Here is a 25472-nt window from a genome sequence, read left to right on the forward strand (position 1 = left end):
AACCGCGAACCGTCCAGCCCCTTCGAGGCACCCTCCTCCACGACCCACCGGGCCACCGCGAAGTTCTGCTCGATCGCGACCGGGTACCGCACCTCCGGCGACAGGTCGTACTCCGGGAACACCACCACGGCCTGGGCACCCACCGCCAGCTCACGCACCAGGCGGTCATGGGTGTGCGCGTTGCCGAACACCCACCCCGCACCATGGATGTAGAGGATCACCGGCAGCGCGCCGCCGACACCGGTCGGCCGCACGATCCGTGCCCGCACACTCCCCGTCGGACCACCCTCGACAGTGATCCACTCCTCGTCGACCACCGGCTTGACGATGTCACCGGACTGCACCTCGTCGACCGCCTTGCGGCCGTCGACAAGGCCGAGGTCGAACAGGTACGGCGGGTTCGCGGTGGCCTCGACGAAGGACTGGGCGGCGGGTTCGAGAACGGGGCGCTGAGCGGCGGTGTCGGTCATGACGACCTCCTCGGTCGGGGTGCCGCGGGCAGTTCCCGACGGTAGTCCCGGTCGGGAGAGGCGGCACATCCAGAACAGTAGCCCGCGATTAAGTCGTGCACAATCAATGTGTCCTCGATCAATTGGGGAGCGATAGAATCGAGAGGACTTCAACGATAGGGTGATGCCGCCATGACCAGCGCAGACACCGGGAGCAGCGCAGTGGACGAAGCCGCCGCACCGACCGACGGATCCCTGCTCCTGGACGACCAGCTCTGCTTCGCCCTGTACGCCGCGTCCCGCGCGGTCACGGCGCGCTACCGTCCCCTGCTGGACGCGCTGGGCCTCACCTACCCGCAGTACCTGGTGATGCTGGTGCTGTGGGAGCAGGACTCGATCTCCGTCCGTGAGCTGGGCGCCGCGCTCCAGCTGGAGTCCAGCACCCTCTCCCCGCTCCTCAAGCGCCTGGAGGCGCAGGGCCTGCTGCGGCGCGAACGCCGCCCCGACGACGAGCGCTCGGTCGCCCTGCGCCTCACCGGAACCGGCGCCGCCCTCCGCGACCGGGCGACCGGCGTCCCGCTCGCCATCGGCGACGCCATGGGCCTCACCCCGCAACAGGACGCGCTCGCCAAGCAGCTCCTCCGTCTGGTCACGGCGAACGTCGCGAACGGCTGACCTGTCCGACGGGCGTCCTCATGGCCCCGGTCCGCCCGTCCGATCGGCAAAACGGCCTGTCGGTGCCTCTTCCTCCCCCGATAGACTGACAAATCAGAGCTACGCGCGCGCTGTTGACGGGGGAGGCCGCCATGTCCGGGGACCAGTACGGCAGATACGACCAGGGATTCGTCATGCCACCGATGCCGGTGGCGCCGCCGCCCGCGCCCGCGGACGGGGTGCGGGCCGTGGCCGTGGCGGTGCTCAACCTCAGCGGGCTCGGGCTCGGTTACGCGCTGGTGCGCCGCTGGGTGCTGATGCTGGCCTGTCTGGCCGCGACCGCCGTGCTGCTGTTCGTGGCGCTGCCGGCCGATCCGGACGGGGTGCCGGTGTTCGCGCTGGTGCTGTACGTCCTGTTCCTCGTCGCGGTGGCGGCGCACGGCGCCGTCGTGGGCCTGCGGACCCGGCTCGCCTGGCCGCCGTCCGCGCCGCTGGCGCTCGCGCTGGGGCTGGTGCTGCTGATCGCGCCGGCCGGGGGTGTCGTGGCGTACGACGGGGCGCGGGACGAGGCGACGCAGCAGATGCTCCTCGACCGGCTGGACCAGGCCGACCGGCAGGTGGAGGCGGCCGGCGAGCGGGCGTTCTCCTCGGCGCAGTCGGACTACCGCGAGGCGCTGGAGGTCTACGAGAACCTGAGCGCCGACCACCCTGACTCACGGGCGGCCGCGAAGGTGCCGGCCCGGATGAAGACGTACTACGCGACCGTCGGAGCCGTCTACGAGAAGGGCGACTACTGCGGGGCGATCGCCCCGCTCGACTATCTGCGGACCGTTCCGAAGAAGATGCCCGAGACCGACCTGAGCGATCTGAAGACCTGGCCCGACGACCGGCTGGCGACCTCGCTCTACGAGTGCGCCTCGGCCGGTCTCACGAGCGGGCAGTCCACCTGGGCCTCGCAGTTCGGTGAGCTGCTCACCACGTTCCCCGACTCGGCGCAGGCCGCGAAGGTCGAGCCGGCCGTGGGTGCGGCCGTCTCCGCGAACGTCAAGGGACTGAGCGGCGGCGACCCGTGCACGGCGGTCGAGCAGCTCAAGAGCCTCAGCGGGCAGATCCAGACCATCTCGGCCGAGGACGGGAGCGTCACCGGCGCGCTGGCCAAGGACGCCGACCGGGCCTCGAACAGCGCCGACTCGGGCACGTACAACTGCGGAGTGGACCAGTACAAGGACGGCGACTTCGACAAGGCGCAGACGACCATGGAGGAGTACGCCTCCGCCCACAAGAGCGCCAAGAACGCGGCCCTGGCGAAGAAGATCGCGATCGCCGCGGAGATCGCCCAGACGGTTCCGGCCGCCGGCAAGAAGCTGCCCACGACCCGCTCCGGCGGCAGCATCTCGGTGACCGTGCAGAACGACAGCCCCGACGAGATCACGGTCATGTACACGGGACCGGTGACCGGCAGCTTCAAGCTCAAGGGCTGCGGAAGCTGCAAGGCGTACACCTTCGCCGACACGCTCTCGATCGGCTTCAAGCCCTGCAACGCGAACAAGAACTACCCCGAGCGCACGATCAGCCTGCCGGCCGGCACCACGTACTTCCTGCACAAGCCGAACGGCGACAGCCTCGCCTCACCGGCCTCGGACACGGCCAAGCTGGATCCCGGGTACATCTACACGGAGTGCGCGTACACCACCACGAGCCTGTCGTAGGGCGGAAAGCGGAATTCCTCCACTTCCGGGTAAAGCACGTGCAACCTTCGGGCCAACCAGACTGTCTCCCCTGATACCAGACACTCACACCCTTGGGGGAACAAGATGGTACGAAGCAAGACCGTCTGGGCGACCGCAGTCCTGCTGACCGCGACGCTGGGCGCGGCCGCGGTTCCGGCCGTGGCCGCCCCGGCCGCCGCCCCCCGGGCGGCGGCCGCCTGCCCGACCGGCTGGGGCAGCCTCGGCAAGACCAGCTGGGCCAGCACGTCCGGTGAGTACATCACCAACGTCAGGACCGGCCGCCACGACTGCTACGACCGGTTCGTCGTCGACGTCCCGGACGCCACCGCCGACCAGCTCGGCTACACCGTGCACTACGTCGACGAACTCATCGCGGACCCGTCGGGCGAGCCCGTCCCGGTGGGCGGCGGGGCCATCCTGGAGGTCATCGTGCGGGCGCCCGCCTACAACCCGGACACCGGTGCGTCCACCTACCCCGCCCGGGCCGGACAGCCCCTGCCGGGCGTGAACCTCACCGGCTACCGCACCTTCCGGGACACCCGGTTCGCCAGCAGCTTCGAGGGCCAGACGCAGTTCGGCCTCGGAGTGCGGGCCCGGCTGCCCTTCCGGGTGCTCCAGCTCGACGGCCACCTCGTGGTGGACGTCGCGCACACCTGGTGAGCCGACCGCGTACGCCGCACGCCCCGCCTCGACCAGGCCGGGCGGGCGGCGTACGCGGGACGCCCCGGCACCTCTTGACGGCCCCCATGTGACCGGTAACAATCCCGTCATGCATGTGACCGGTCACACCAGGCCCGCGAGCATCCGGGACGTCGCCACCGCCGCCGGAGTCTCGTACCAGACCGTCTCCCGGGTGATCAACGATCATCCCCGGGTGAGCCCGGACACCCGTGAGCGGGTGCTCGCCGCCGTCGAGGCGCTCGGCTTCCGGCGCAACCCGACCGCGTTCGCGCTGGCCAGCGGGCGGCGCAGGGCGGTCACCGTGCTGACGGCGAACACCACCCACTACGGGTACGCCTCCGTGCTGCGGGGTGTCGAGGAGGCCGCCCGCGCCGCCTCCTACTCCGTCGGGATCGGAGTCCTGGAGTCGGCGGAGGAGACGGCCGTCGCCGCCGAGGTACGGCGGGCGGCGGACAACGGCGGCGGACTGATCGTGATCGCCTACGAACCCGCCGGGGTAAGGGCCCTGGACTGCGTCCCGCCCGGACTGCCGTTCGTCGGGGTGGTGGAGACGCCCGCGCGCCCGCCCCGCGACGGCCGGCCCTGGGTGTGGACCGACGACCGCCGGGCGGCCTACGAGGCGACCCGGCATCTGCTCTCCCTCGGCCATGAGACCGTGCACTATGTCGCGCTCCCCTCCGGCGCCCGCCGCACCGGCCCGCGCACCAGCGGCTGGCGGCAGGCGCTCCGGGACGCGGGAGCACCGCAGCCCCGTCCCCTGCACGGCGGGTGGGGGCCGGAGGCCGGGCATGCGGCGGGTCTCCGGCTCGCGCGGGACCCGGCCGTCACGGCGGTCCTGTGCGGCAACGACGACCTCGCGCTCGGGGTGCTGCGCGCCCTGCACGAGAGCGGCCGGGCGGTTCCCGGCGAGATCAGCGTGGCCGGGTTCGACGACGCCCCGCACGCCGCGTTCCTGACCCCCGGGCTGACCACCGTACGGCTGGACTTCGCCGGTCTGGGGCGGGCGGCGTTCGCCCTGCTGCACTCGGCGCTGGAGGAGCCGGCGCCACCGCCACAGGAGCCGATGCCGCCGCACTCCCACCCGGTCCGCGAGCCGCAGCTGCTGGTGCGGGAGAGCTCCGGGCCCCCTCCCGCGCCCGCCGCCGTCCGGCACCGCCTGACCGTGGACCTGGCCGCCTCCGAGGGCCCGGTGCTGCACGGCGCCAACGGGGCGCTGTACGGACTCAGCGACGACGGAGTCCCCGGCGACGCCGTGCTCGCCCCCCTCAGGATCACCGGCATCTCGCAGAAACCGGAGGGCGGCGCCCAGCACCCCAACGGGGACGCGCTCACCGTCGCGGAGTCCTTCTTCCGCAACGGCGGGGGCGAGATCAACGTACTGCTCCAGGACGTCTACGCCCGGTGGCCGTACGAGGACCTGGGCATCGACGACTATCTGACCCGGGTGGACGGGATCGTCCGGGAGATCGCGGCCCGCCCGGACCGGGACCGGTTCGTCTACGTCCCGTTCAACGAACCCGACCAGATCTGGTACCGGCTCGACGCCGCCGACCCGGCGGAGTACGAGGCCGGCCGGGACCGGTTCCTGCGGGACTGGCGGACGGTGTACCGGCGCATCCGGGCGCTCCACCCGCGGGCCCGGATCGCCGGGCCCAACGAAGCCGCCTACCACGCCCGCCTGTTGACCGACTTCCTCGCCTTCGCACGGCGCGAGGACGTGCTGCCGCAGATCATGACCTGGCACGAGCTGGACTCCTCCTCGCTGCGGGACTTCCAGGCCCACCACGACGAATACCGTGCGATCGAGCGGAAGTCGGGCATCGCCCCGCTGACGGTCAACATCGACGAGTACGCCAACCGCCGCGACCTGTCCGTGCCGGGCCAGCTCGTGCAGTGGGTCGCGATGTTCGAGCGGAACAAGGTGTACGCCCACCAGGCCTACTGGGACGCCGCCGGCAATCTCAGCGGCAACGTGGTGCGCATGAACATCCCCAACGGCGGCTGGTGGTTCTTCCGTTGGTACGCGGGGCTGACCGGTGACACCGTCCGGGTGACACCGCCCGAGCCGCACACCGTCGACACCCTCCAGGGGCTCGCCTCCCTCGACACCGATCGCCGCCAGGCCCAGGTCCTGCTCGGCGGCTCGACGGGGGACGCCGACGTCGTCGTACGGAACATCCCGCGGGCCGTCTTCGGCCCTACGGTCGTCGCGACCGTCGCCGAGGCCGGCTGGTCCGGGTACGAGGGGCCGCACGCGGCGCCGCGGGTGCTCGCGCGGACCAAGGTGCGGGTGGCCGGGGACGGCTCGGTGACCGTGCCGGTGCGCGGTCTGCGCCGGATGTCCGCCTACCGGATCGTCCTCACCCCGGCCGGCCGGGGCACCCCGGCCCCCGCCCGCGTCCCCTGGTCGGCGTCGTACGAGGCCGAGGACGCGGCCGTCACCGGCGGGCGGGTCCGCACCCACGGCACGGTGAGCGACGCCAACGGCTACGCGGCCTCCGGGACGCGGAACGTCGAGTCGCTCGGCTCCCCCGCCGGCCGGGTGGACGTCACGGTGACGGTCCCCGACGACGGCGGCTACGACCTGGCGGTCCTGTACGGCAACGGGTCCGGCGGCCCCGCGACCCAGCGGCTGTCCGTCGACGGCGGCGCCCCGGTCACGGTGACCTACCCGTCCACGCAGAACGGGGCCCACGGCGGCCGGAAGGAGCTCCGGGTGGAGCTGGCGGCGGGGACGCACGTCCTCACGCTCGCCGCGGGCGACGGCGAGGTGACCCTCGACCGCCTGGATCTGACCGCCCGCACCGGTCCCCCGTCCACCGTGTACGAGGCGACGCTGGCGGAGGCCGTCGGCGCGCCGTCCTACGACTACTCCTCGTCGGCCGGGGCCGGCACCGGCGCGCTCGTGCTGGGCGCGGGCGACGGGGCGGTCTTCGACGTGTACGCCCCGCGCGACGGCTACTTCACGGTCGTCACCCATGCCTCGGCGGACGTGGCGCTCGCCCTGCACGGCGAGACGGTGACGGCGGCGCCCGGCCGGCCGCTCCGGCTGTACCTGGCGGCCGGCAACAACCGCGTCACCGCCACGGCGCAGCAGGCCGCGCTGTGCGCCCTGGAGGTCTCCGGCGACGGCTGCGAGGACGGCGTCCTGGTCCACGGGGCCGGCACCGCCGTCCTCGCGGGCGGGGCCCGGACGGTCGCCTGCGCCCATGCCCCCGGCGGCCTGCGGGTCACCGGGATCGGCGGCGACCGTGCCGGGACGGCCCGGTTCGACGTGGACGTGCCCCGGCCGGGCCGCCATCTGCTGGTCGTGCACTATGCCCACGACGACCGGCGCGACAACGGCCACGCCTACAACACGGACATCGTCTCGCGGACGGCGGACGTCTCGGTGGGCGGCGGCGCCCCGCTCCGGGCGGCCTTCAAGAACACCTGGAGCCGGGACGACTTCTGGACGCTGGCCGTCCCCGTCGACCTGGTGGCGGGCGGGAACACGGTGACCTTCGCCCGCGCGGACGGGCCGGCCCCGGACATCGCGCGGATCGAACTGGGCCGGGTCGTGGGCTGAGGTCCTTCAGCCCGCGTACCGGCGGACCGCCGCCAGCAGACCGTCCACGTCCGCCTCCGTCGTCGCGAAGGACGTGACGAAGCGGGCCACCCCCGGCTCCCAGCGGTCGTGGTAGAAGACGTACCCCTCGCCGAGGAGCCCCTCGGTGACCTGCCGGGGCAGTCGGCAGAAGACGATGTTCGCGTCCGCGACACCGAGCAGGCCCACCTCGGGCAGCGCCTTCAGCCCGTCCTGGAGGCGGGCCGCCATGCCGTTGGCGTGGGCCGCGTTGCGCAGCCACAGGCCGTCGGTGAGATAGGCGTCCACCTGGGCCGCGTGGAACCGCGTCTTGGCGGCGAGCTGGCCGGCGCGCTTGGCGCGGAAGGAGAGTTCGGGGGTGAGGGAGCGGTCGAAGACGACGATCGCGTCGGCGGTCATCGTGCCGTTCTTGGTCGCGCCGAACGACAGCAGGTCCACGCCCGCCCGCCAGGTCAGCTCGGCGGGGGTGCGGCCGAGCGCGGCGACGGCTCCGGCGAACCGGGCCCCGTCCATGTGCAGCCGCAGCCCGGCCTCCTCGGCCAGCGAGCCCAGGGTCCCGATCTCGTCGGGGGTGTACACGGCGCCGGTCTCGGTGGCCTGGGTCAGGCTCACCACCGAGGGCTCCACGCTGTGCACGTCCCCGGCCTTGTGCCGGACGGCCGCCCGCAGCTCGCCGGGGTCTATCTTGGCGTCCTCGCCGCCGAGCGGGACCAGCTTCGCGCCTGCGGTGTAGAACTCGGGCGCCCCGCACTCGTCGTTGTTGATGTGGCTGTCGCGGTGGCAGAGCACGCTGCCCCAGGGCGGGGTCAGCGCGGCGAGGGAGAGGGCGTTGGCGGCGGTGCCGGAGGAGACGAGCAGCACGTCGACCTCGCGCTCGAACACCTCGCCCAGGCGGTGCCGGACGCCGGCGGTGAGGTCGTCCGCGCCGTACGGCTGGGCCTGGCCGGCGGCGGCCCGGGACACGGCCTCGACGATCTCCGGGGAGGCGCCGGCGGTGTTGTCGCTGCTGAAGATGCGTGCGGGGAGGGTCATGGAGGTCCTCAGGGGGTGTCGGCGGCGGCCGGGGTCGGGCCGGCGGCCCTGATCAGCTGGCGCAGTGCGCCGTAGTAGACGTCGTGGCCGGTCACCGCGGGCACGATCGCGGCCAGATGGCCCGTCAGCACCGGGAACTCCTCGGGGTCGAGGGCGGCGAGCGCGCTGCGGGTGAGTGCCCGGGCGGAGCGGGGGTCGCGGTGGTCGACGAAGCTCGCGCTGCCGAGGGTCAGCAGATACATCCGCCGGTACGCGGCGATCGCCTCCTCGGCGGTCATGCCGGCGGCGAGGCTGTCCGCGAGCTGCGGCTCGACCAGCCGGGCCAGCAGGTTCTCGCCGAGCCAGGGCCGGGAGCCGCGCAGCACGAGCAGCCCCGGGTGGGCCACCAGCAGCCGGTACAGCGCGGTGAACCGGGCCTCGGTGGCGGTCGCCCAGTCGCCGCCGGGCGCGGGCTCGGGCAGCCGGGCGGCGAGGTGGTCGAGGCACAGGTCGAGCAGCCCGGACAGATCGGTGCAGCGGCGCTGGAGGGAGGCCAGCGAGATGTCGAGCCGCGTGGCGAGGGCGCGGAAGGTCAGCGCCTCGGCGCCGTCCTCGTCCATCAGCAGGAGGGCGGTCTCGGCGATCCGGTCCGGTGTCGCCCGGTCCAGGGCGGGGGTGCGGCGAGGCATACGAGTCACTGTACGGTACGGCGTACCGTACAACGAAGGGAGCCCGACGGTGCCGTCGGCGATGTCCACCGGGGCACCGTCGGACACACCTCCGGGCAGGCCAGTCCCGGCCACCCGGCTGGACGATCAATTCCGGTAAGGTGCGCCGGAGTTCGCTGCACAGGGCCCCCACAAGAAAGACCTGCACCCTCATGAGTGACATGACCACGCAGACCGCCGCCGCCCTTTTCGAGCCCGGCGGCCGGCGCCGGCACCGCAAGCCCCGGCAGCACGGCACCGGCATGCGGCGGGCGCTCGTGCTCGCCATGGCCGTGCCCGTCGCCTCGGTGGCGCTGTCGGGACCCTCGGCCTTCGCGGCCGGCAAGGACACCGGCGCCACCGCCAAGACCGCGACCCTCGACGCCGACGACCAGCAGATGGTCACCAACCTCGAGACCCGCGTCGTCGACACGCGCCTGGGCTCCAACGTCAGCGGCGTGGTGCTGGACGCCGAGTCGGACGCCACCCTCTGGGACCACAACGGCGCCACCGCGCTGATGCCCGCGTCCAACGTCAAGCTCGCCACGGCGACCGGCGCCCTCACGGTCCTCGGCACGGACCACCGCTTCACCACGAAGGTCGTCTACGGCGACGGCAGGCTGACCCTCGTCGGCGGCGGTGACCGGACCCTGACCAGCGCCGACCTCGCCGAGCTGGCGAAGACGGCGGTGGACGGGCTCAAGGCCGCGGGCCTGACCTCCGTGAAGGTCGCCGTGGACGACAGCCTCTTCCCCGCGCCGAGCCTGGCCAACGGCTGGAACACCGGCTACTACCCCGACTCGGTGGCCCCGGTGCGCGCGCTCGTCGTCGACGGGCACGGCGTGGACGACACCTCGCTGGACGCCGGGCAGGTCTTCGCCCAGCAGCTCGCCGCGAACGGCGTCACCGTCGACGGGGCCGTCACCCGCGCCACCGCGAGCGCGCACGACGTACCGGTGGCCCGGCACACGTCCGCGCCGCTGTCGGACATCGTCCACACGATGCTCAAGAAGAGCGACAACAACATCGCCGAGACGCTCCTGCGGATGACCGCCCTCGGCGCGGGCCGCCCGGCCACCTTCGAGGCCGGCACGGAGGTGGTGCGCCAGGTGCTGAGCGAGCGGTACGGCGTGTCCCTCACCGGCTTCGAGATGTACGACGGCAGCGGCCTCTCGCGTGCCGACCGCATCCCGGCGGCCACCCTCGCGGAGATCCTGGAGCTGCTGACGCAGAACCGTTACGCGCAGACCCTGGGCTCGATCCTGGACGGTCTGCCCGTCTCCGGCGAGGCCGGCAGCACCCTCGGCCCGGAGTGGGGGCGCTTCGACGACGCGCACTCCCAGTGCGCCGTCGGCAAGGTGCACGCCAAGACGGGCACCCTGACCGGGGCGATCGCGCTGAGCGGGCTCACCCAGGGCAAGGACGGCAAGTGGAAGGTGTTCTCCTTCATCGAGAACGGCTCCACCGCCAACGCGAACGACATCAAGGACGCCATGGACGGCCTCGCCGCCACGGTGAACGGCTGCTGGGCCTGAACCACCCGCGGATGACGGGCCGGACGGATCCGGCCCGTCATCCGCGGTCCTGACGTCTCCCGGTGGACCGGCGCCCCGCCCCGGCCGCGACGCCCTGCGATGCTGTCGCCAGCACCCCACCCAGGGGTGACGCTGAAGGCGTCCGCCGAAGGAGATCCATGTCGCACGCCCCGCCGAGGTTCCGCCCGCTGCCCGGCCTCGCGGTCCTGGCCGGATACCGCCGTGCGTGGCTGCGCGGCGACCTGCTCGCCGGGGTGACGGTCGCGGCGTATCTGGTGCCGCAGGTGATGGCGTACGCGGGCGTGGCCGGGCTGCCGCCGGTGGCCGGACTGTGGGCGATCCTGCCCGCGCTCGGCCTGTACGCGCTGTTCGGCTCCTCACGGCTGCTGTCGGTGGGCCCGGAATCGACGACCGCGCTGATGACGGCCACGGTGGTGGCCCCGCTGGCCGCCGGTGATCCGGGGCGCTACGCCGTGCTGGCGGCCGCGCTGGCCGTCACGGTGGGTCTGCTGTGTCTCGCGGCGTGGGCGCTGCGGCTGGGCTTCGTCGCCGACCTGCTGTCCCGGCCGGTCCTGATCGGGTATCTGGCGGGCGTGGCGCTGATCATGATCGTGGACCAGCTGCCCAAGCTGACCGGGGTGGAGACCACGGGCTCGAAGTTCTTCCCGCAGGTGTGGTCGTTCCTGACGGACCTGCCCGACCTCCATCTCGCCACGCTGCTGTTCTCGGCCGGCATCCTCGCCCTGCTGTTCGCGGTGGCCCGCTGGTTCCCCAGGCTTCCGGGCCCGCTGCTGGCGGTGGTCCTGTCCACCTCGGCGGTGGCCCTGTTCGACCTGGACGGGCGCTACGGCCTGAAGGTGATCGGCGAGATCCCCTCGGGCCTGCCGAGCCTGTCCGTCCCGGACCTCTCGGACCTGCCGCAGCTCGTCCTGCCCGCGGTGGGCGTGCTCCTGGTGGCCTACACCGACTTCGTGCTCACCGCGCGCGCCTTCGCCGGCCCCGGGACGGAGGGCCCGGAGCTCGACGCCGACCAGGAGTTCCTGGCGCTGGGCACCGCCAACCTGGGCGCGGGCGTGCTGCACGGCTTCCCGGTCAGCAGCAGCGCGAGCCGCACCGCGCTCGCCTCCTCGGCCGGCGCCCGCAGCCAGGCGTACTCGCTGTGCGCGGGTGCGGTGGTGCTCGCGGTGCTGCTCTTCATGGGGCCGCTGCTGGCCGACACCCCGTCGGCGGTCCTCGGCGCGCTCGTCGTCTACGCCGCGCTCCGCATGATCGACCTGGCGGGCTTCCGCCGGCTGGCCTCCTTCCGCCGCCGTGAACTGCTGCTCGCCGTCGGCTGTCTGGCCGGGGTGCTGCTCCTGGACATCCTGTACGGCGTGCTGGTCGCCGTCGGTCTGTCGGTGGCGGAGCTGCTGACCCGGGTGGCCCGTCCGCACGACGCGGTGGAGGGGCTGGTGCCCGGTCTGGCCGGGATGCACGACGTCAAGGACTATCCGCAGGCCACCACGGTCCCGGGGCTGCTGGTGTACCGGTACGACTCCCCGCTGTTCTTCGCCAACGCGGAGAACTTCCGGCACCGGGCGCTGGCCGCGGTCGACGAGCAGCGGGATCCGGTGCGGTGGTTCGTGCTGAACACCGAGGCCAATGTGGAGGTGGACATCACCGCGCTGGACGCGGTCGACGAGCTGCGCCGCGAACTCGCCCGGCGTGACGTGGTGTTCGCGCTGGCGCGGGTGAAACAGGACCTGCGAGGCGACCTGGACGCGTACGGTCTGACGGAGTCCGTCGGCGAGGATCTGATCTTCCCCACGCTGCCGACCGCGGTGGCCGCCTACCGTGAGTGGCGGGCCGGCCGTGCGGAACCGTCCTGACATCGGCCGGAAGTATCGCCCCCTGACGGCCAACTGCTCGTGTGCTCCCGCGACTTGACGCTTCATCATATAGTGGCCGACTACGCGTGGTGATCCGTTGTCCCCGCCATGCGGCCGTCCCACCCGAAAGGCACGACCCTGCGGAACGACCCGCACAGCCGCGGCTCCGACTCGTTCGACCCCCTGTCCTCGCCCCGCCGGTCGGTGTTCTCCCCCGCGGCCGACGCCATCGGTTCGGAACTCGATCTGCGGCTGACCGGCAGCCATGTCGTGCACGCGCTGACGCCCGGATTCTGCGACGCGGCCTCACTGTTCCTGCTGGAGCGCTGGCGTCGCGAGGAGGACGCGCCGCCGGCCCCGGACACCCCGCGGGTCGAGGCGCGCCGGCTGGCGCTGCGGGTGGGGCCCGGGGCCGCCGAGGACTGGGAGCGGGTGCTGCCGGTCGGGGAGATGGTGACCTTCCCGCGCGACACGCCGTACGCGCAGGCCCTCATGGCCGGGCACGCCCAGGTGCTGGAGAGGGTGGACCCGTACATGGCCGAGCGGCTCATGGCCGCCGGGGACGGCGAGGCGCGCCGCGGCGATCTGCTGCGGGTGGGGTCCTTCCTGGTCGCCCCGCTGCGGCTGCGGGGCGTCCCGATCGGCTTCATGACGTGCACGCGCAGGGCAGGGCGGGCGCCGTTCCGGCCCGCCGACGTGGCCGCCGTGGAGGCGCTGGCCGCCCGGGCCTGTGTGGCCCTGGACAACGCGCGGCGCTACGAGCGCGAGCGGCGTACCGCGCTGGCGATCCGGGACAGCCTGCCGCCGGGCCCGGCGCAGAAGCTGGAGGGGTGCCGGATAGCGCACGGCTGTCTGCCCGCCGGGAAGGGCAGTGTGGTCGGCGGCGACTGGTACGACGTGCTGCGGCGGCCGGGCGACCGGGTCGGGCTGATCGTCGGGGACGCCATGGGACACGGTCCGGAGTCGGCCGTGGCGATGATCCAGCTGCGTACGGCCCTGCGCACGCTGGCGGGTCTGGACATCCCGGCGGCGGAGGTCATCCGGCGGCTCGACGCGCTGGCCAGTGAGACGCCCGGGGCCTCGTTCGCGACCTGTGTGTACGCCGAGTGGGACGCGCGGGAGCGCACCTGTTCCCTGGTGGGGGCGGGTCATCCCCCGCCGCTGCTGCGCGGTCCGGACGGGCGCACCTCCCCGGTGGCGCTGACCGGGGCGGGCCTGCCCCTCGGTCTCGGCTCGGGCAGCTACGAACCGACGGTGCTGACCGTGCTGGAACCGGCTCTGCTGGCGCTCTACAGCGACGGTCTGGTCGAGTCCCGGGAGGCCGACATAGACCAGGAGATCGGCCGGCTGGCGCGCGCCCTGGACGAGGCCGTCGCCGAAGCCTGCGACACCGGTGACCCCGGCACGCTGCCCGCCCTGTGCGAACGGCTTCTGCATCTGCCCTCGGGCACCCCCGGCGCCGACGACCGCACCCTGCTGCTGGCCGAACTGACCCCGGCCGCGGGCTGATACGGATCCCCGGACATCACACACCATCTTGACGTGCTCATTACCGTCGTTGAGCATACCTGAGTCCGATCGTTCCTGATCGGTTCTGTGCCCCTCTGTTGCCTCGAACTCCAGGGAAGGGAGTTCCGTGTCCAGACGGCAGCGCACGATCCGGGCGATGGCGCCGGCAGTGCCCCTGATGCTCGGCGCAGGTCTCCTCACCGTCTCCGCCCCCGCCGCCGTCGCGGACACCCCGACGGCGGCGGGCGCGGTGACCGTGCGGATCGATCCGTCGTACCGGCAGCAGGAGTTCGAGGGCTGGGGGACGAGCCTCGCCTGGTTCGCCCACGCCACCGGCGGCTACCCGGAGCCCGTCCGGCGGCGCCTCGTCGACCTCCTCTTCGGCGAGGACGGGCTGCGCCTGAACATCGCGCGCTACAACATCGGCGGCGGCAACGCCCCCGACGTCCGCACGGACTACATGAAGACCGGCGCGACCATGGAGGGCTTCTGGAAGGCCCCCGAGGGCACCACCCGCACGGACACGGACTGGTGGGACCCGAACGATCCCGACCACTGGAACGGGGACGCCGACGCGGGCCAGCGCTGGTGGGTGGACCAGATCAAGGACAAGGTCACCCGGTGGGAGGCGTTCAGCAACTCGCCGCCCTGGTTCCAGACGGTCAGCGGATACGTCTCCGGCGGCCTCGACTCCGGCGCCGACCAGATCCGCGCGGACCGCGTCGACGACTTCGCGACGTACCTCGTCCGCGTGACCGAGCGGCTGGAGCGGGAACACGGCATCGCCTTCGACACCATCGACCCGCTCAACGAGCCCAACACCACCTACTGGGGAACCCAGTTGGGCACCGACGGCCAGCCGACCGGCGGCCGCCAGGAAGGCGCCCACGCCGGCCCCGCCCTCCAGCAGAAGGTGCTCCTCGCCCTCGACGAGGCCCTGCGCGGCGCCTCGACCGACGCCCGGGTCTCGGCGATGGACGAGACCAACCCCACACTCTTCACCCAGAACTGGAACGCCTACGGCTCCGCCGCCCGCGCCGCCGTCGACCAGCTCAACGTCCACACCTACGGCACCGGTATGCGCACCAGCGCCCGCGACATCGCCAAGGGCGCCGGCAAGAAGCTGTGGATGAGCGAGGTCGAGGGCACCTGGGGCACCGGCACCGACTTCACCGGCATGGATCCCGGGCTCGGCATCGCCACCCGGATGGTCGACGACATGCGCGAACTGGAGCCGTCCGCCTGGGTGTTCTGGCAGCCGGTCGAGGACGCGCTCCCCCAGGCCGCCGCCGGCAAGAACTGGGGCAGCATCCACGTCCCCTTCACCTGCACCGCCGCCGACACCCTGGAGACCTGCCCGATCCGCACCAACTCCAAGTTCCACACCATCCGGAACTTCACCCACTACATCCGCCCCGGCGACCACTTCGTGAAGGTCGACGACACCTCCAGCGTGGCCGCCGTCGCCCGCTCCGGCCGCGCGGCGACCGTCGTGCACGTCAACGGCGGCACGACCGCCCGCGCCGTGACCCTCGATCTCTCCCGCTTCGGACGGGTCGCACCGGGCGCCACCGTCACCCCGGTGGTGACGAGCGCGGAGGGCGCCCTGGTCCGGGGCACCCCGGTCCCCGTCACCGGCCGGTCGGCCACCCTCACCGTCCCCGCGAGGTCGGTCACGACCTTCCTGGTCTCGGGGGTCGGCGGCGTGGCCGCGGACGCCGCACTCGTCCAGAAGGGGCACGTCTACCGCCTCCAGGGCACCCAGAGCGGGAAGTCGCTCACGCCGTCGGAGGACGGCGGCGCGCCCGTCATCCGTACGACCGACCCGGCCGAGGCCCGACAGCTCTGGTCCGTGCGGAAGGTGACGCAAGGCGTCGGCAACCGTGAGCGCTATGCCGTCGTCGGCGCCGCCACCGGCAGACAGCTCGCCGTGCGGGACGGCCGGGCCGTCCTGGAGGAACCGGCCGACGGCGCGCCCGACACCGCCGCGCAGTGGATCCTCTCCACCACCGGCGACGGCACCTGGACCCTCGTCAACGCCGCCACCGGCCGCCTCCTGGACGTCACCGGGCAGTCCACGGCGGACGGCGCCGAGGTGTCGACGTACACCCCGACCTCGGCGGCGAACCAGCGCTGGACCGTGACGGACGAGACCGTGCTGCGCACCGAGCCGGCCGACGTGTTCACCACCCCGGGCCGGACACCGGAACTCCCCACGACGGTCACCCCGGTGCACCGGGACGGCGCCCGTGGCGCGCTCCCCGTGGTGTGGCGGCTCCCGTCGGACCGGGCCTGGCGCGAGCCCGGCACGGTCCGGGTCGGCGGCCGGGCCACCGATCCGCTCGGCCGGCAGGTCCCCGCGCAGGCCGTCGTCACCGTGGACACCGTCGCCGCCACGCTGCCCGGCCGCGCCAAGACCTACGTCGGCCAAGGCCCGCGGCTGCCCGCCACGGTCGTCGGCGTGGGCACGCACGGCGGCCGGACCGAGCTGCCGGTGACCTGGGACCCGGCGCCCGAGGACGCGTTCACGGCGGCCGGCGTCGTGACCCTGCGCGGCACCGCGCGGATCGTCGACGGCAGCACGGCGGCCGCGACCGTCCGCGTGCAGATCACCGAGCCCGCCGAGACCGATCTCGCGCCCGACCCCGAGGTCTCCGTCGCGGCCACCTTCACCGAGACCGGCTACTCCGCCGAGCGCCTGCGCAACGGGGACACCTCCGAGAAGGCCTGGTCCAACTGGAAGCCGGGGACCACCAAGAACCCCTCCGACACGATCACCTTCACCCTGCCGACGGCCCGCGATCTCACCCGGCTCGTGGCGCACTTCTACCGGGACGGGAGCAACCTCTCCTTCCCGGCGGGGCTGAAGGCACAGGTGCGCGACTCCGCCGGCGGCTGGACCGACGCGAGCGACGAGATCGCGGTCGGGACCGAGGGCACGCCGGTGGTCGACGTACCGCTGAGGGCGGGGCCGGCGACCGGGGTGCGGCTGGTGATGGCGGCACGGGCCGGGGGGTACATCACGATGAGCGAGATCGAGGTGTACGCCCGGACGGCCGGGGTCTCCTCCGACTCGGCCGCCGGGTCGATCGAGGTGGCCGGTGTCCCGGTCGCGGCCTTCGACCCCGGGACGACGGACTACCGCGCGGTGACCGCCGACCCGGCCCGCGCCAGGATCACGGCGACCGCCCGTGACCCGTACGCGAGGATCACCGTCACCAGGACACGCGAGTCCGGCCGGACCCTGGCCGTCGTCGCCGTGACCGCTGAGGACGGGTCACGGACGACGACGTACCGGATCGAGCTCGTACGGCGCTGAGCGGCGCCGGCGGCGTTCAGCGCCGTAGGTTGGCCCGGACCGCTGCGGCGACCACCGCGTCCCGCTCGGCCCGGGTGAGGCGGCCCTCGGCCTGCCAGCCGTCGGCGAGCGCCCGCACCGCGTCCAGGAAACGGGCCTGCGACGCGAAGGGCGCGCCCGCCCAGAGGACGTCGAGGAAGGTCAGCCCGTCGCCGCGGGCCCGGTTGGGGACGCCGGAGTCGGCCGTGCCGAACACCACGACGGGTTCGGTGCGCCGGAAGTAGGCGTGGTAGCGGGTGGAGTCCGCGACGAAGAACGGGGCGAGGGTCAGGCCGTGGGTGGTGAAGTACTGCGGCCGGCCCTCGGGTCTGATCGCGGCGGCGAGATCGCCCTGGAGGGTGAAGTCCCTGTAGAAGGAGAACGCCCGGAACCCCTGGGCCGGGCTCTGGGCGACCAGCAGGACCGGCCCGTGGAACACCGACTGGACGGTGGGATCGTCCAGGGCGCGTTCGATCCGGAGGCGGTACGGCGTGGAGATCTGCACCCGGTCGCCGGGCCGCCAGCTCCGGCTCACGGAGAGATGGCTGCCGGGCACGGCCGCGGCCGGATGCGGGACCCCGTTGACGGTGACGGTCACCCCGGTCGTCGCCCAGGACGGGATCCGCAGCCGGAGATCGAGAGGTCCGGCGCCCTCGCGGAACGTCAGGGTGCGCACCCCCTCCGCCGGGAAGGTGCTCGTCTGCTCGACGACGAACCCGCGCTCCGGCCAGCGCAGGGTGGCGGCGAGGGGGAGGTCGACGTACAGGGTGCCGCCGTCGGCGGAGCGGAAGTAGACCGAGTCCTGGTACTTGGTGTGGTTCTCCATGCCGGTGCCGCCGCAGCAGGTGCCGGTGTTGTCGTACTCCCGCACCACCCCCGGGCCCATCCCCACGAAGTAGGTGACCTCCGGGCTGCTCGTACTGCGGGCGTCACGCCGTGAGGCCAGGATGTGGTTGGTCAGGCCGCGTTCGTAGTGGTCCATGTAGGCCGGGTCCGGATCGCGGAGGAACAGCTGCCGGCTCAGCTTCAGCAGGTTGTACGTCGCGCAGGTCTCGGCGTTGTTGTCGCCCAGCGTGGCCGCGATGGCGCCCCGCGCGCGGAACATCTCGCCCTGGCCCGTGCCGCCCAGGCTGTATGTCCGGGGCCCCGCGACCATCCGCCAGAAGTGCCGGGCCGCGTCGGCGTACCGCTCCTCTCCCGTGTGGTCGAACACCCGCAGGTAGCCGGTGAACTGGGGGATGTGCTGGTTGGCGTGGCGGCCGTCGAGGATGTCGCGGTCCGCGGCGCAGGCGTCCAGCAGCGCGGTGTTGTCGAAGCAGCGGGCGGCGGTGAGGTGTTCGGCCCGGCCGGTGAGGGCGTACAGGTCCGCCAGCGCCTCGTTCATACCGCCGTACTCCCCGGCGATGTAGATCGACCACATGCGTTCCAGCTGCGCCCTGGGCAGCCGGGCGAGCCTGCTGTGCGCCCAGTCGCCCAGCCCCGAGGCGAGGGTGAGCGCCTGGGCGTTCCCGGCCAGGGTGTGCGCGTCGAGCAGCCCGCGCAGGATCTTGTGGCAGGTGTAGTACGGCGCCCAGATGGTGGGGTAGGTCGTGTAGCTCTCCAGCAGGACGAACTGGGTCTCCGGGTACGCCGCCAGATATCCGGGGTGGCTGGGTCGAGGCGAGCCGTGCTCGGCGAAGGCCTGGCGGCATTCGGCCAGCGCGCCGATCACGTAGTCGAGTGTGGACTTGAGCGCGGCCTCCCGGGTGTCGGCGTAGGCCTGGGCGAGGAGGGTGAGGAAGTGACCCGCGAAGTGTCCGCGCAGATTGCCGTCGGAGGTCTCCCAGCCGCCGGGCGGCTGGGCGCCACGGGTGTCGAGACCGGCGTTGGCCCGGAAGACGGCCAGGATGCGGTCGGCGGGGTAGGAGCGGGCGTATTCCAGCATCAGGTCGCGCTTGCGGCGGAACACACCGTCGCCGAGGGCGACCTGGTCCAGCGGGAAGGGCCGCACGGCCCAGGTGGCGGGTGCGGGCGCCGTGGCCGCGGCGGCGGCCGTGGCGGGCGCCGCCCGGGAGACGAGGGGGGCGGCCGCGGCCGTACCGGCGGCGATGCCCAACAGGCGTCGGCGTGTGGGGGGTCGGGACATGGGGGCTCCGATCGGGGTCCGACGGTCGGCTCTGGTCAGGGGGCGCTCGGCAGCCACACACGCATGGTCGAGGGGCCGCGGTTCGCCCAGGAGTGGTAGGGGACGAGGACGATTCCCGTGCGGGCGGCGGCGGGGGGTTCGGCGGGCGCGCCGAGCGGCGCGTACGGCCAGGTCCGGTCCGCCGGGGTGGTGGTCTCTCCGCCGGCCACGACGGTGTCGCCCTCCCCGTCCTCGGGCGGGGCGGACGCGTCCACCCGGATCGACTCGACATCCTGATCCCCCGCCAGGTCGACGGACTCGGCGCAGTACACCCGCGGCCCGCGCTGCACGGCGACGGTGCCGCGGATCGCGTCCACACGGGGGTCGCCGACGATCCAGCGGGGGCGTACGGGCAGTTCGAGCCGTATCTCGTCGCCGGGGCGGAAGAGCCGGGTCACCCGGGCCGTTCCCGGGGCGACGCCGCGAGAGGTGCCGTCCGGGGCGACCAGCCGGGCCGTGTCGCCGCGCGCCCAGTCGGGCACACGCAGCGACAGGGTCCACGGGTGGTCCGGGGCCCGGTCGATCCGTACGGTGACGCCTCCGTCCGAGGGGTAGTCGGTGCGGATCCGCAGCCCGATGCCGCCGGTGGAGATCTCCGCGTCGGCGTACTGGTGGAGCTGGAGGCCGTGGTCGTCCGTCGTGGCCAGATAGGCGGGCAGCGCGGCCAGGGTGCGGGACACGTTCGTCGGGCAGCAGGACACCGCGAACCAGGGTGCCCTGAGGCTCGACTCGGCGCGCGGGCTCTCGGCGTCCGGCGCCGGTACGGTGCCCCGGCGGCGCCGGTGCAGGGTGTTGGCGTAGAAGAAGGCCCGGCCGTCCTCGGCGGGGCAGGTGGCGACGACGTTGTACAGGGTCCGCTCCGCCAGGTCGGCGAACCGGGGCTCTCCGGTGGCGAGCAGCAGCCGCCAGCTCAGCTGGACGGAGGCCACCCCGGCGCAGGTCTCCGAGTAGGCGCGGTCGGGCGGCAGGACGAAGTCGTCGCCGAAGGACTCGTCACGGTGGTGCGAGCCCATGCCGCCGGTGAGGTACGTGCGCCGGGCGACCGTGGCCTCCCACTGCCGTACGACGGCGGCGAGCAGGTCGTCGTCGCCGGTCTCCACGGCCACGTCCACCGCCCCGGCGGCGAGATACAGGGCGCGCACGGCATGGCCGCGCAGGACGTCGGCCTGCCGCACCGGCAGGTCGTCCTGGTAGTAGGCGCGGCCGAACTCGCCGTCGGCGAGGGTGCCGTGGCCTCTGCGGCCGACGAACAGGGCGGCCTGGTCGAGATAGCGCTGTTCGCCGGTCAGCCTGGCCAGTTCGACCAGGGCCGTCTCGATCACCGGGTGTCCGCAGACCCGTTCGATGCCGCCCCGGCCGAAGGTGGCGCAGACATGGTCGGCGGCCCGACGGGCGGTCTTCGCCAGCTCGCCCTCGCCCCTCGCCCGGGTCTGGGCCACGCCCGCCTGGATCAAGTGCCCGTAGCAGTACAGCTCGTGGCCCCATTCGAGGTCGCTGTAGCGGGGCTGCTGGCCGGGGCGGCCGAAGGCGGTGTTCAGATAGCCGTCCGGTTCCTGGGCGGCGGCGATCGCCGTTTCGAGGGCCGGGTCGCCCTGGTGGGCCGTCTCCCAGGACATGGCCTCGAGGAGCTTGTAGACATCGGAGTCGGCGAACTCCCGGCCGCGCCGGTCCCGGTGGAGCCGGCCCTCGACGGCGGCGGTGAAGTTGCCGGTCCAGCCGACGCGTTCCATCCAGTCGCGGCAGTGGTCCAGGGTGGCGGTGGCGTTGACGTGCCGGCGCCGGGCCCAGAATCCGCCGGTGATCCGGACCTCGTCGAGGCCGAGCGGCCGCAGCCGTCCCCGGCTCGGTGCCGCCGGCAGGACGGCGGACCCCGTGGTGTTCTCCTTCACGCCATCATCCCTTCAGAGCGCCCGACATGAAGCCCCGTACGTAGTGGCGTTGCAGCAGCAGGAAGACCAGCAGGCAGGGCACGGCGAGGACCACCACGCCCGCCTCGGTGGCCCCGTAGTCGACGGCGCCCATGCTCTGCTGGCGCAGGGTGGCGACGGCCAGCGGCAGGGGCGCCTTCGCGCTGTCCGAGATGAGGATCAGCGGTGCGATGAAGTCGTTCCAGGCCGCGAGGAACGCGAAGAGCCCCACGGTGATCAGGCCCGGTCGCACCGCCGGGAGCAGCACCCGGCGCAGCGCGCCCGCGGTGCCGCAGCCGTCGACGAGCGCGGACTCCTCCAGTTCGCGCGGGACCGCCTCGAAGGAGATCCGCATCATGAAGGTGGCGAAGGGCAGTTGGAACATGGCGAGGACCAGGCTCAGCCCGATCAGCGAGTTCTGCAGATGGAGTCGGCCGAGCAGCACGTAGAGCGGGATGAGCAGGGTGGCGTACGGGACCATGAGGATGGCCAGGGTCAGCAGGAACAGCAGGTTCTTGCCGGGGAAGGTGAAACGGGCGAAGGCGTAGCCGCCCAGCAGGGAGACGCTCACGGTCAGGGCGACGGTGAGGGCGGAGACGACCGTGCTGTTGAGGAGGTACCGCCACAGGCCGGCGTCGTACTCCAGCAGGGTGCGGTAGTTGCCGAGGCCGTGGCCGGACTCCTGTGCCGTGCCGGGCTGGGCGCTGACCGAGGCCCAGGCGTTCCACAGCAGGGGGAAGAGGAAGACGACGGCGAGACCTCCGGCGAGGACGTGGTGGGGCGTCCGGCCGAGGGCGCGGGTGAGCACCGGGGGTGTCCCTCCTTCGAGGTGGTGGGCTTCATGACTCGTCGGCGTGGCGCAGCCCCCGGAACTGCAGGGCGTTGAGCAGGAGCAGCGCGCCGAGCACGACGATCGAGAGGGCGGCCGCGGTACCGAGGTCCATCCGCTGGAAGGCCTCCCGGTAGATCAGCTGCACGACGGTGACGGTGCTGTTGTCCGGTCCGCCCTTGGTGAGGACGAAGAACTGGTCGAAGGCGAGCAGGGATCCGGTCACACAGAGCAGGAGGGACAGGGCGAGGGACGGGCGCAGGAGGGGCAGGGTGATCGAGCGGAAGGTCTGGGCGCGGCTCGCTCCGTCCATGCGGGCGGCCTCGTAGACCTCGTGCGGGATGCGCTGGAGGCCCACGAGCAGGATCAGCATGTAGAAGCCGGCGAACTTCCAGACGACGAGGAACACCGTGGACAGCAGGGCGGAGGTGGGGGTGCCGAGGAAGGACACCGGGTCGTCGGCGAGGCCGAGGTGCTGCGGCAGGCGGCTGAGGGGACCGGTGGTGGGGCTGTACAGGCCCCAGAAGAGGAGGGAGGCGGAGGCCAGGCCCAGGGCGCCGGGGAGGAAGTAGACCGTGCGGTAGAAGCCGGCGCCGGGGCGGGACTCCTGGACGAGGAGGGCGAGGAGGAGGGCGAGGCCGAGGAGGACGACGGTGACGAGCGCGGTGTAGAGGAGGGTGAAGCGGACGGCGGGCCAGAAGAGGGTGCTGGCGGTGACGTCGGTGTAGTTCTCGGGTGCGTTGGTGCCCCGGTCGCCGGCGAGCAGCGGCCAGTCGCTGAGGGACATCTGCCCGACGAGCAGCAGGGGCAGCAGGAAGAAGACGGTGACGAACAGGGCGGTGGGGGCCGCGTAGCCGAGTCCCTGGATCGTGCGGGACACCCGCATGCTGTCCTCCGGTCGGTCGGCGACGGTCAGTCGGCCAGCGAGGCGGTGACGGCCTTGTTGTCCTTCTCGAGGGATCCGCCGTCGCCGAACACGGCGTCGCGCATGAGGGTCAGCCAGGGCCCGTTGGGGTCGTTGAAGGTCTGGCCGAACTTCAGCGCGTAGGGGGTGCGGCCGTCGGCGACGAGCTGGTTGACGGTGACCTGGCGGGGGTCGGCGGAGGAGTACTTGTTGGCGGCGAGGTCGGTGCGGGCGACCACGTCCTTGTGGGCGGCGACCACGTCGACCTGGGCCTCCTCGCCGAGGGACCAGGCGAGGAAGTTCCAGGCCTGGTCGGCCTTGTCGCTGGTGGCGGAGATGCCGATGGCGTCGCCGCCGACGAAGGTGGACTTCCCGCCGTCGGGTCCGGGGATGGGGGCGACGCCGAGGTCGAGGCCCTTGGGCATGAGGCCCAGGGTGGTCGACGGCATGGGCATGATCCCGACCTTTCCCTTGGGGAAGACGCCGGTCCAGGTGGTGCCGGTCTCGTCCTTGGCGCCGGGGGCGACGATGTCGTCGCGGACCCAGCCCCGGTAGGTGTCGTAGACCTTCCGCGCGGTGGCGGAGTCGAGGTCGGCCGCGGTGCCGTCCTCGTTGAGGACCTCCTGGCCGGCGGCCCAGATGGACGGCCACCAGGTGAAGACGCCGCAGCCGCCGCAGTTGCCGCCGAAGAAGGTGCCGTCGACACCTGAGCCGAGGGCGTCCACGGCCCGTGCCTGCGCGTCCCACTCGGCGAGGGTGGTGGGCGGCTTCTCGGGGTCGAGCCCCGCCTTGCGGTAGAGGTCCTTGTTGTAGAACAGCACCGACAGATCGAGGGTGTGGGGGACGACGTACTTCTTCCCGTCGTACGTCCCGGCCTTGATGTGCGACTGGGCCAGCTTGCCGGCGAAGGGCAGCGCGTCGATGCGGCCGGTGAGGTCGGCGAAGAGCCCGCTGGAGGTGTAGTTGGGGACGAACACCACGTCGGAGGCGAACAGGTCGGGCAGGTCGCGGGAGCCGGCCGCGGCGCCGACCTTGGCCTGGTAGTCGTCGGTGGGGACGACGGTCAGCTCGATCTTGTTCTTGTGGCCGGCGTTGTACGCCTCGACCAGCGCCTCGCTCTGCGGCCGGGTCGCGGCCCGGGTCCACATCGTCAGCTTGCTGCCGTCGTCGAGGCCCTTGGCGTCGGCCGACCCGCTGCCGCGGGGGCCGCTGTCGTCCCCCGAGCCGCACGCCGTGACCAGGCTCGCGGCGGCGAGCAGCGCGAGGGCACCGGTGACGAGCCGGTTCATCGGTCCACGTGATCGGGTGGTACTCCCCATGACGTTCCCCCTCGACGGATCCGCGACGGATCCTCGGCAGAAATGAACCGAAAAGGCTTTCTGAAAGCTAGGACCGGTCTGACGTGTCGTCAATCCCCCCGTCCGCAACGGATTTCGGGGTCGCGCCGAAACTTCTCGCGTACCGTTTACCCATGACACCGGCTGCCGGCTCCGCCCGTTCGCATCCCGCCACCCTGAGCGACGTCGCCCGGCTGGCGGGCGTGTCCGTCGCCACCGCGTCCAAGGCCCTCAACGGCCGCAGCCAGGTGCGCGCCGAGACCCGGCGGCGGGTGATCGAGGCGGCCGAGCGGCTGTCGTTCCGGCCCAACCAGCTCGCCCGCGGACTGCTCGTGGGGCGCTCCGGCACGGTCGGTCTGCTCACCAGCGACCTGGAGGGCCGGTTCAGCATCCCGATCCTGATGGGCGCGGAGGACGCCTTCGGCGCGGGCGAGGTCGCGGTGTTCCTCTGTGACGCCCGGGGCGACGCGATCCGGGAGCAGCACCATGTGCGGGCGCTGCTCGGGCGGCGGGTCGACGGGCTGATCGTGGTGGGCAGCCGGACCGATCCCCGCCCGTCCCTGGGCCGTGAGCTGCCCGTTCCGGTGGTCTACGCGTACGCGCCGTCGGACGACCCGCAGGATCTGTCGATCGTCCCGGACAACGTGGACGCCGGGCGGATCGCGGTGGAGCATCTGCTGGCCTGCGGCCGGACCCGGATCGCGCACATCACCGGCGACCCGGGGTACGCCGCGGCCCACGACCGGGCCGAGGGTGCCGCGGCGGCGCTCGCCGACGCCGGTCTCGCCCCGGTCGGCGAGGCACGCTTCGGGGCCTGGTCGGAGGGGTGGGGGCGGGCGGCCACCGCGCTGCTGCTGGACCGGCATCCCGAGGTCGACGCGGTGCTGTGCGGCAGTGACCAGATAGCGCGGGGCGTGATGGACGTGCTGCGGGAGCGCGGGCACCGGGTGCCGGAGGACGTGGCGGTCATGGGCTTCGACGACTGGCAGGTCCTGACCGCCGCCTCGCGTCCGCCGCTGACGAGCGTCGACATGAACCTGGAGCAGGTCGGCCGGGCCGCCGCGCAGGCCCTGTCGGGGGCGATCGGCGGGGCCCGGCGCTCAGGGGTGGAGAGCCTGCGCTGCCGGGTGGTCATCCGGGGCTCCACGGCCCCGCTGTCCTGAACCGTGCCGTCCTCCGACACCGGCCTCACCGCACTGTCTTGACACACCCTCAGCTCGCTCCTACGGTGCCCGAAAACCTTTCAGGTCCCTTTTCCGTGCCT

At 72.9% G+C, this 25472-nt stretch carries 17 protein-coding genes and 1 pseudogene; 10 read left to right on the forward strand and 8 right to left on the reverse strand.

Annotated features, from left to right (window positions below):
- Window positions 1–470 (reverse strand): alpha/beta hydrolase (locus AQJ64_RS10660; protein WP_159060284.1); only part of this gene is annotated, 470 nt, incomplete at its 3' end.
- A 171-nt stretch (window positions 471–641) separates the two neighbouring features.
- On the opposite strand from AQJ64_RS10660, the gene AQJ64_RS10665 reads away from it, so the two are divergent.
- From AQJ64_RS10665 to AQJ64_RS10680, 5 genes and pseudogenes are all read left to right on the forward strand, one after another.
- On the forward strand, window positions 642–1124 hold the full coding sequence (locus AQJ64_RS10665; RefSeq protein WP_206189859.1) for a MarR family winged helix-turn-helix transcriptional regulator: 483 nt from the start codon (window positions 642–644) through the stop codon (window positions 1122–1124).
- Between the two features lie 131 nt (window positions 1125–1255).
- A complete protein-coding gene (locus AQJ64_RS10670; protein ID WP_055637508.1) occupies window positions 1256–2812 on the forward strand; it encodes a tetratricopeptide repeat protein in 1557 nt (518 codons plus the stop codon).
- Window positions 2813–2917: 105 nt separating this feature from the next.
- Window positions 2918–3493, forward strand: a complete 576-nt coding sequence (locus AQJ64_RS10675) for an AMIN-like domain-containing (lipo)protein (RefSeq protein ID WP_055637509.1) — start codon at window positions 2918–2920, stop codon at window positions 3491–3493.
- A gap of 88 nt (window positions 3494–3581) precedes the next feature.
- Window positions 3582–4649: pseudogene (locus tag AQJ64_RS52245) on the forward strand (LacI family DNA-binding transcriptional regulator); the annotation flags it as partial.
- A 27-nt stretch (window positions 4650–4676) separates the two neighbouring features.
- Window positions 4677–7082 (forward strand): carbohydrate-binding protein, encoded by a 2406-nt coding sequence (locus tag AQJ64_RS10680; protein ID WP_397799669.1) that lies wholly within the window; start codon window positions 4677–4679, stop codon window positions 7080–7082.
- 6 nt (window positions 7083–7088) lie between these two features.
- Here the strand turns inward: AQJ64_RS10680 and AQJ64_RS10685 are convergent, their stop codons facing one another.
- Complete coding sequence (locus AQJ64_RS10685; protein ID WP_055637510.1) at window positions 7089–8132, reverse strand: threonine aldolase family protein; 1044 nt, start codon at window positions 8130–8132, stop codon at window positions 7089–7091.
- 8 nt (window positions 8133–8140) lie between these two features.
- The gene (locus AQJ64_RS10690; RefSeq protein ID WP_055637511.1) at window positions 8141–8800 is read right to left on the reverse strand and encodes a TetR/AcrR family transcriptional regulator; all 660 of its coding nucleotides are present in this window, start codon (window positions 8798–8800) and stop codon (window positions 8141–8143) included.
- Between the two features lie 200 nt (window positions 8801–9000).
- Between AQJ64_RS10690 and dacB the strand changes: the two genes are divergently transcribed.
- The 4 genes from dacB to AQJ64_RS10710 all read left to right on the forward strand — a co-directional run bounded on the left by dacB (window position 9001) and on the right by AQJ64_RS10710 (window position 17049).
- On the forward strand, window positions 9001–10353 hold the full coding sequence (gene dacB / locus AQJ64_RS10695; protein ID WP_397799264.1) for a D-alanyl-D-alanine carboxypeptidase/D-alanyl-D-alanine endopeptidase: 1353 nt from the start codon (window positions 9001–9003) through the stop codon (window positions 10351–10353).
- A gap of 158 nt (window positions 10354–10511) precedes the next feature.
- Window positions 10512–12221, forward strand: coding sequence for a SulP family inorganic anion transporter (locus AQJ64_RS10700; RefSeq protein ID WP_055637515.1), 1710 nt, complete (start codon window positions 10512–10514; stop codon window positions 12219–12221).
- Window positions 12222–12329: 108 nt separating this feature from the next.
- Window positions 12330–13730 (forward strand): PP2C family protein-serine/threonine phosphatase, encoded by a 1401-nt coding sequence (locus AQJ64_RS10705; RefSeq protein ID WP_079061576.1) that lies wholly within the window; start codon window positions 12330–12332, stop codon window positions 13728–13730.
- A gap of 157 nt (window positions 13731–13887) precedes the next feature.
- Window positions 13888–17049, forward strand: a complete 3162-nt coding sequence (locus tag AQJ64_RS10710) for a glycoside hydrolase (RefSeq protein WP_055637516.1) — start codon at window positions 13888–13890, stop codon at window positions 17047–17049.
- Between the two features lie 16 nt (window positions 17050–17065).
- Here AQJ64_RS10710 and AQJ64_RS10715 read toward each other — a convergent pair whose 3' ends face one another.
- From AQJ64_RS10715 to AQJ64_RS10735, 5 genes are read right to left on the reverse strand one after another with little or no spacing between them, the layout of a single operon-like run.
- A complete protein-coding gene (locus tag AQJ64_RS10715) occupies window positions 17066–19192 on the reverse strand; it encodes a beta-L-arabinofuranosidase domain-containing protein (RefSeq protein ID WP_211286474.1) in 2127 nt (708 codons plus the stop codon).
- A 35-nt stretch (window positions 19193–19227) separates the two neighbouring features.
- Window positions 19228–21120 carry a glycoside hydrolase family 127 protein gene (locus tag AQJ64_RS10720; protein WP_055635055.1) on the reverse strand — a complete coding sequence of 631 codons (1893 nt, stop codon included), beginning with the start codon at window positions 21118–21120 and terminating at the stop codon, window positions 19228–19230.
- Between the two features lie 4 nt (window positions 21121–21124).
- Window positions 21125–21946, reverse strand: coding sequence for a carbohydrate ABC transporter permease (locus AQJ64_RS10725; RefSeq protein ID WP_055635056.1), 822 nt, complete (start codon window positions 21944–21946; stop codon window positions 21125–21127).
- A gap of 31 nt (window positions 21947–21977) precedes the next feature.
- Entirely contained in the window at window positions 21978–22853 is an 876-nt protein-coding gene (locus AQJ64_RS10730) for a carbohydrate ABC transporter permease (protein WP_099054000.1), read from the reverse strand.
- 26 nt (window positions 22854–22879) lie between these two features.
- Window positions 22880–24190, reverse strand: coding sequence for an ABC transporter substrate-binding protein (locus AQJ64_RS10735; RefSeq protein ID WP_055635057.1), 1311 nt, complete (start codon window positions 24188–24190; stop codon window positions 22880–22882).
- A 152-nt stretch (window positions 24191–24342) separates the two neighbouring features.
- Here AQJ64_RS10735 and AQJ64_RS10740 point away from each other — a divergent pair, with 152 nt between their 5' ends.
- Entirely contained in the window at window positions 24343–25371 is a 1029-nt protein-coding gene (locus AQJ64_RS10740) for a LacI family DNA-binding transcriptional regulator (protein ID WP_055635058.1), read from the forward strand.
- The last annotated feature ends 101 nt before the right edge of the window (window positions 25372–25472 follow it).

The sequence above is a fragment of the Streptomyces griseoruber genome (assembly GCF_001514205.1).
GTDB lineage: Bacteria > Actinomycetota > Actinomycetes > Streptomycetales > Streptomycetaceae > Streptomyces > Streptomyces griseoruber.

Excerpts from the sequence above, each read along its gene's own strand:
- AQJ64_RS10700 (WP_055637515.1), top strand. The coding sequence starts at position 10,512 with ATGTCGCACGCCCCGCCGAGGTTCCGCCCGCTGCCCGGCCTCGCGGTC.
- AQJ64_RS10685 (WP_055637510.1), bottom strand. The coding sequence starts at position 8,132 with ATGACCCTCCCCGCACGCATCTTCAGCAGCGACAACACCGCCGGCGCC.
- AQJ64_RS10670 (WP_055637508.1), top strand. The coding sequence starts at position 1,256 with ATGTCCGGGGACCAGTACGGCAGATACGACCAGGGATTCGTCATGCCA.
- dacB (WP_397799264.1), top strand. The coding sequence starts at position 9,001 with ATGACCACGCAGACCGCCGCCGCCCTTTTCGAGCCCGGCGGCCGGCGC.
- AQJ64_RS10675 (WP_055637509.1), top strand. The coding sequence starts at position 2,918 with ATGGTACGAAGCAAGACCGTCTGGGCGACCGCAGTCCTGCTGACCGCG.
- AQJ64_RS10735 (WP_055635057.1), bottom strand. The coding sequence starts at position 24,190 with ATGGGGAGTACCACCCGATCACGTGGACCGATGAACCGGCTCGTCACC.
- AQJ64_RS10740 (WP_055635058.1), top strand. The coding sequence starts at position 24,343 with ATGACACCGGCTGCCGGCTCCGCCCGTTCGCATCCCGCCACCCTGAGC.
- AQJ64_RS10730 (WP_099054000.1), bottom strand. The coding sequence starts at position 22,853 with ATGCGGGTGTCCCGCACGATCCAGGGACTCGGCTACGCGGCCCCCACC.
- AQJ64_RS10690 (WP_055637511.1), bottom strand. The coding sequence starts at position 8,800 with ATGCCTCGCCGCACCCCCGCCCTGGACCGGGCGACACCGGACCGGATC.
- AQJ64_RS10705 (WP_079061576.1), top strand. The coding sequence starts at position 12,330 with ATGCGGCCGTCCCACCCGAAAGGCACGACCCTGCGGAACGACCCGCAC.
- AQJ64_RS10665 (WP_206189859.1), top strand. The coding sequence starts at position 642 with ATGACCAGCGCAGACACCGGGAGCAGCGCAGTGGACGAAGCCGCCGCA.
- AQJ64_RS10715 (WP_211286474.1), bottom strand. The coding sequence starts at position 19,192 with ATGTCCCGACCCCCCACACGCCGACGCCTGTTGGGCATCGCCGCCGGT.
- AQJ64_RS10710 (WP_055637516.1), top strand. The coding sequence starts at position 13,888 with ATGGCGCCGGCAGTGCCCCTGATGCTCGGCGCAGGTCTCCTCACCGTC.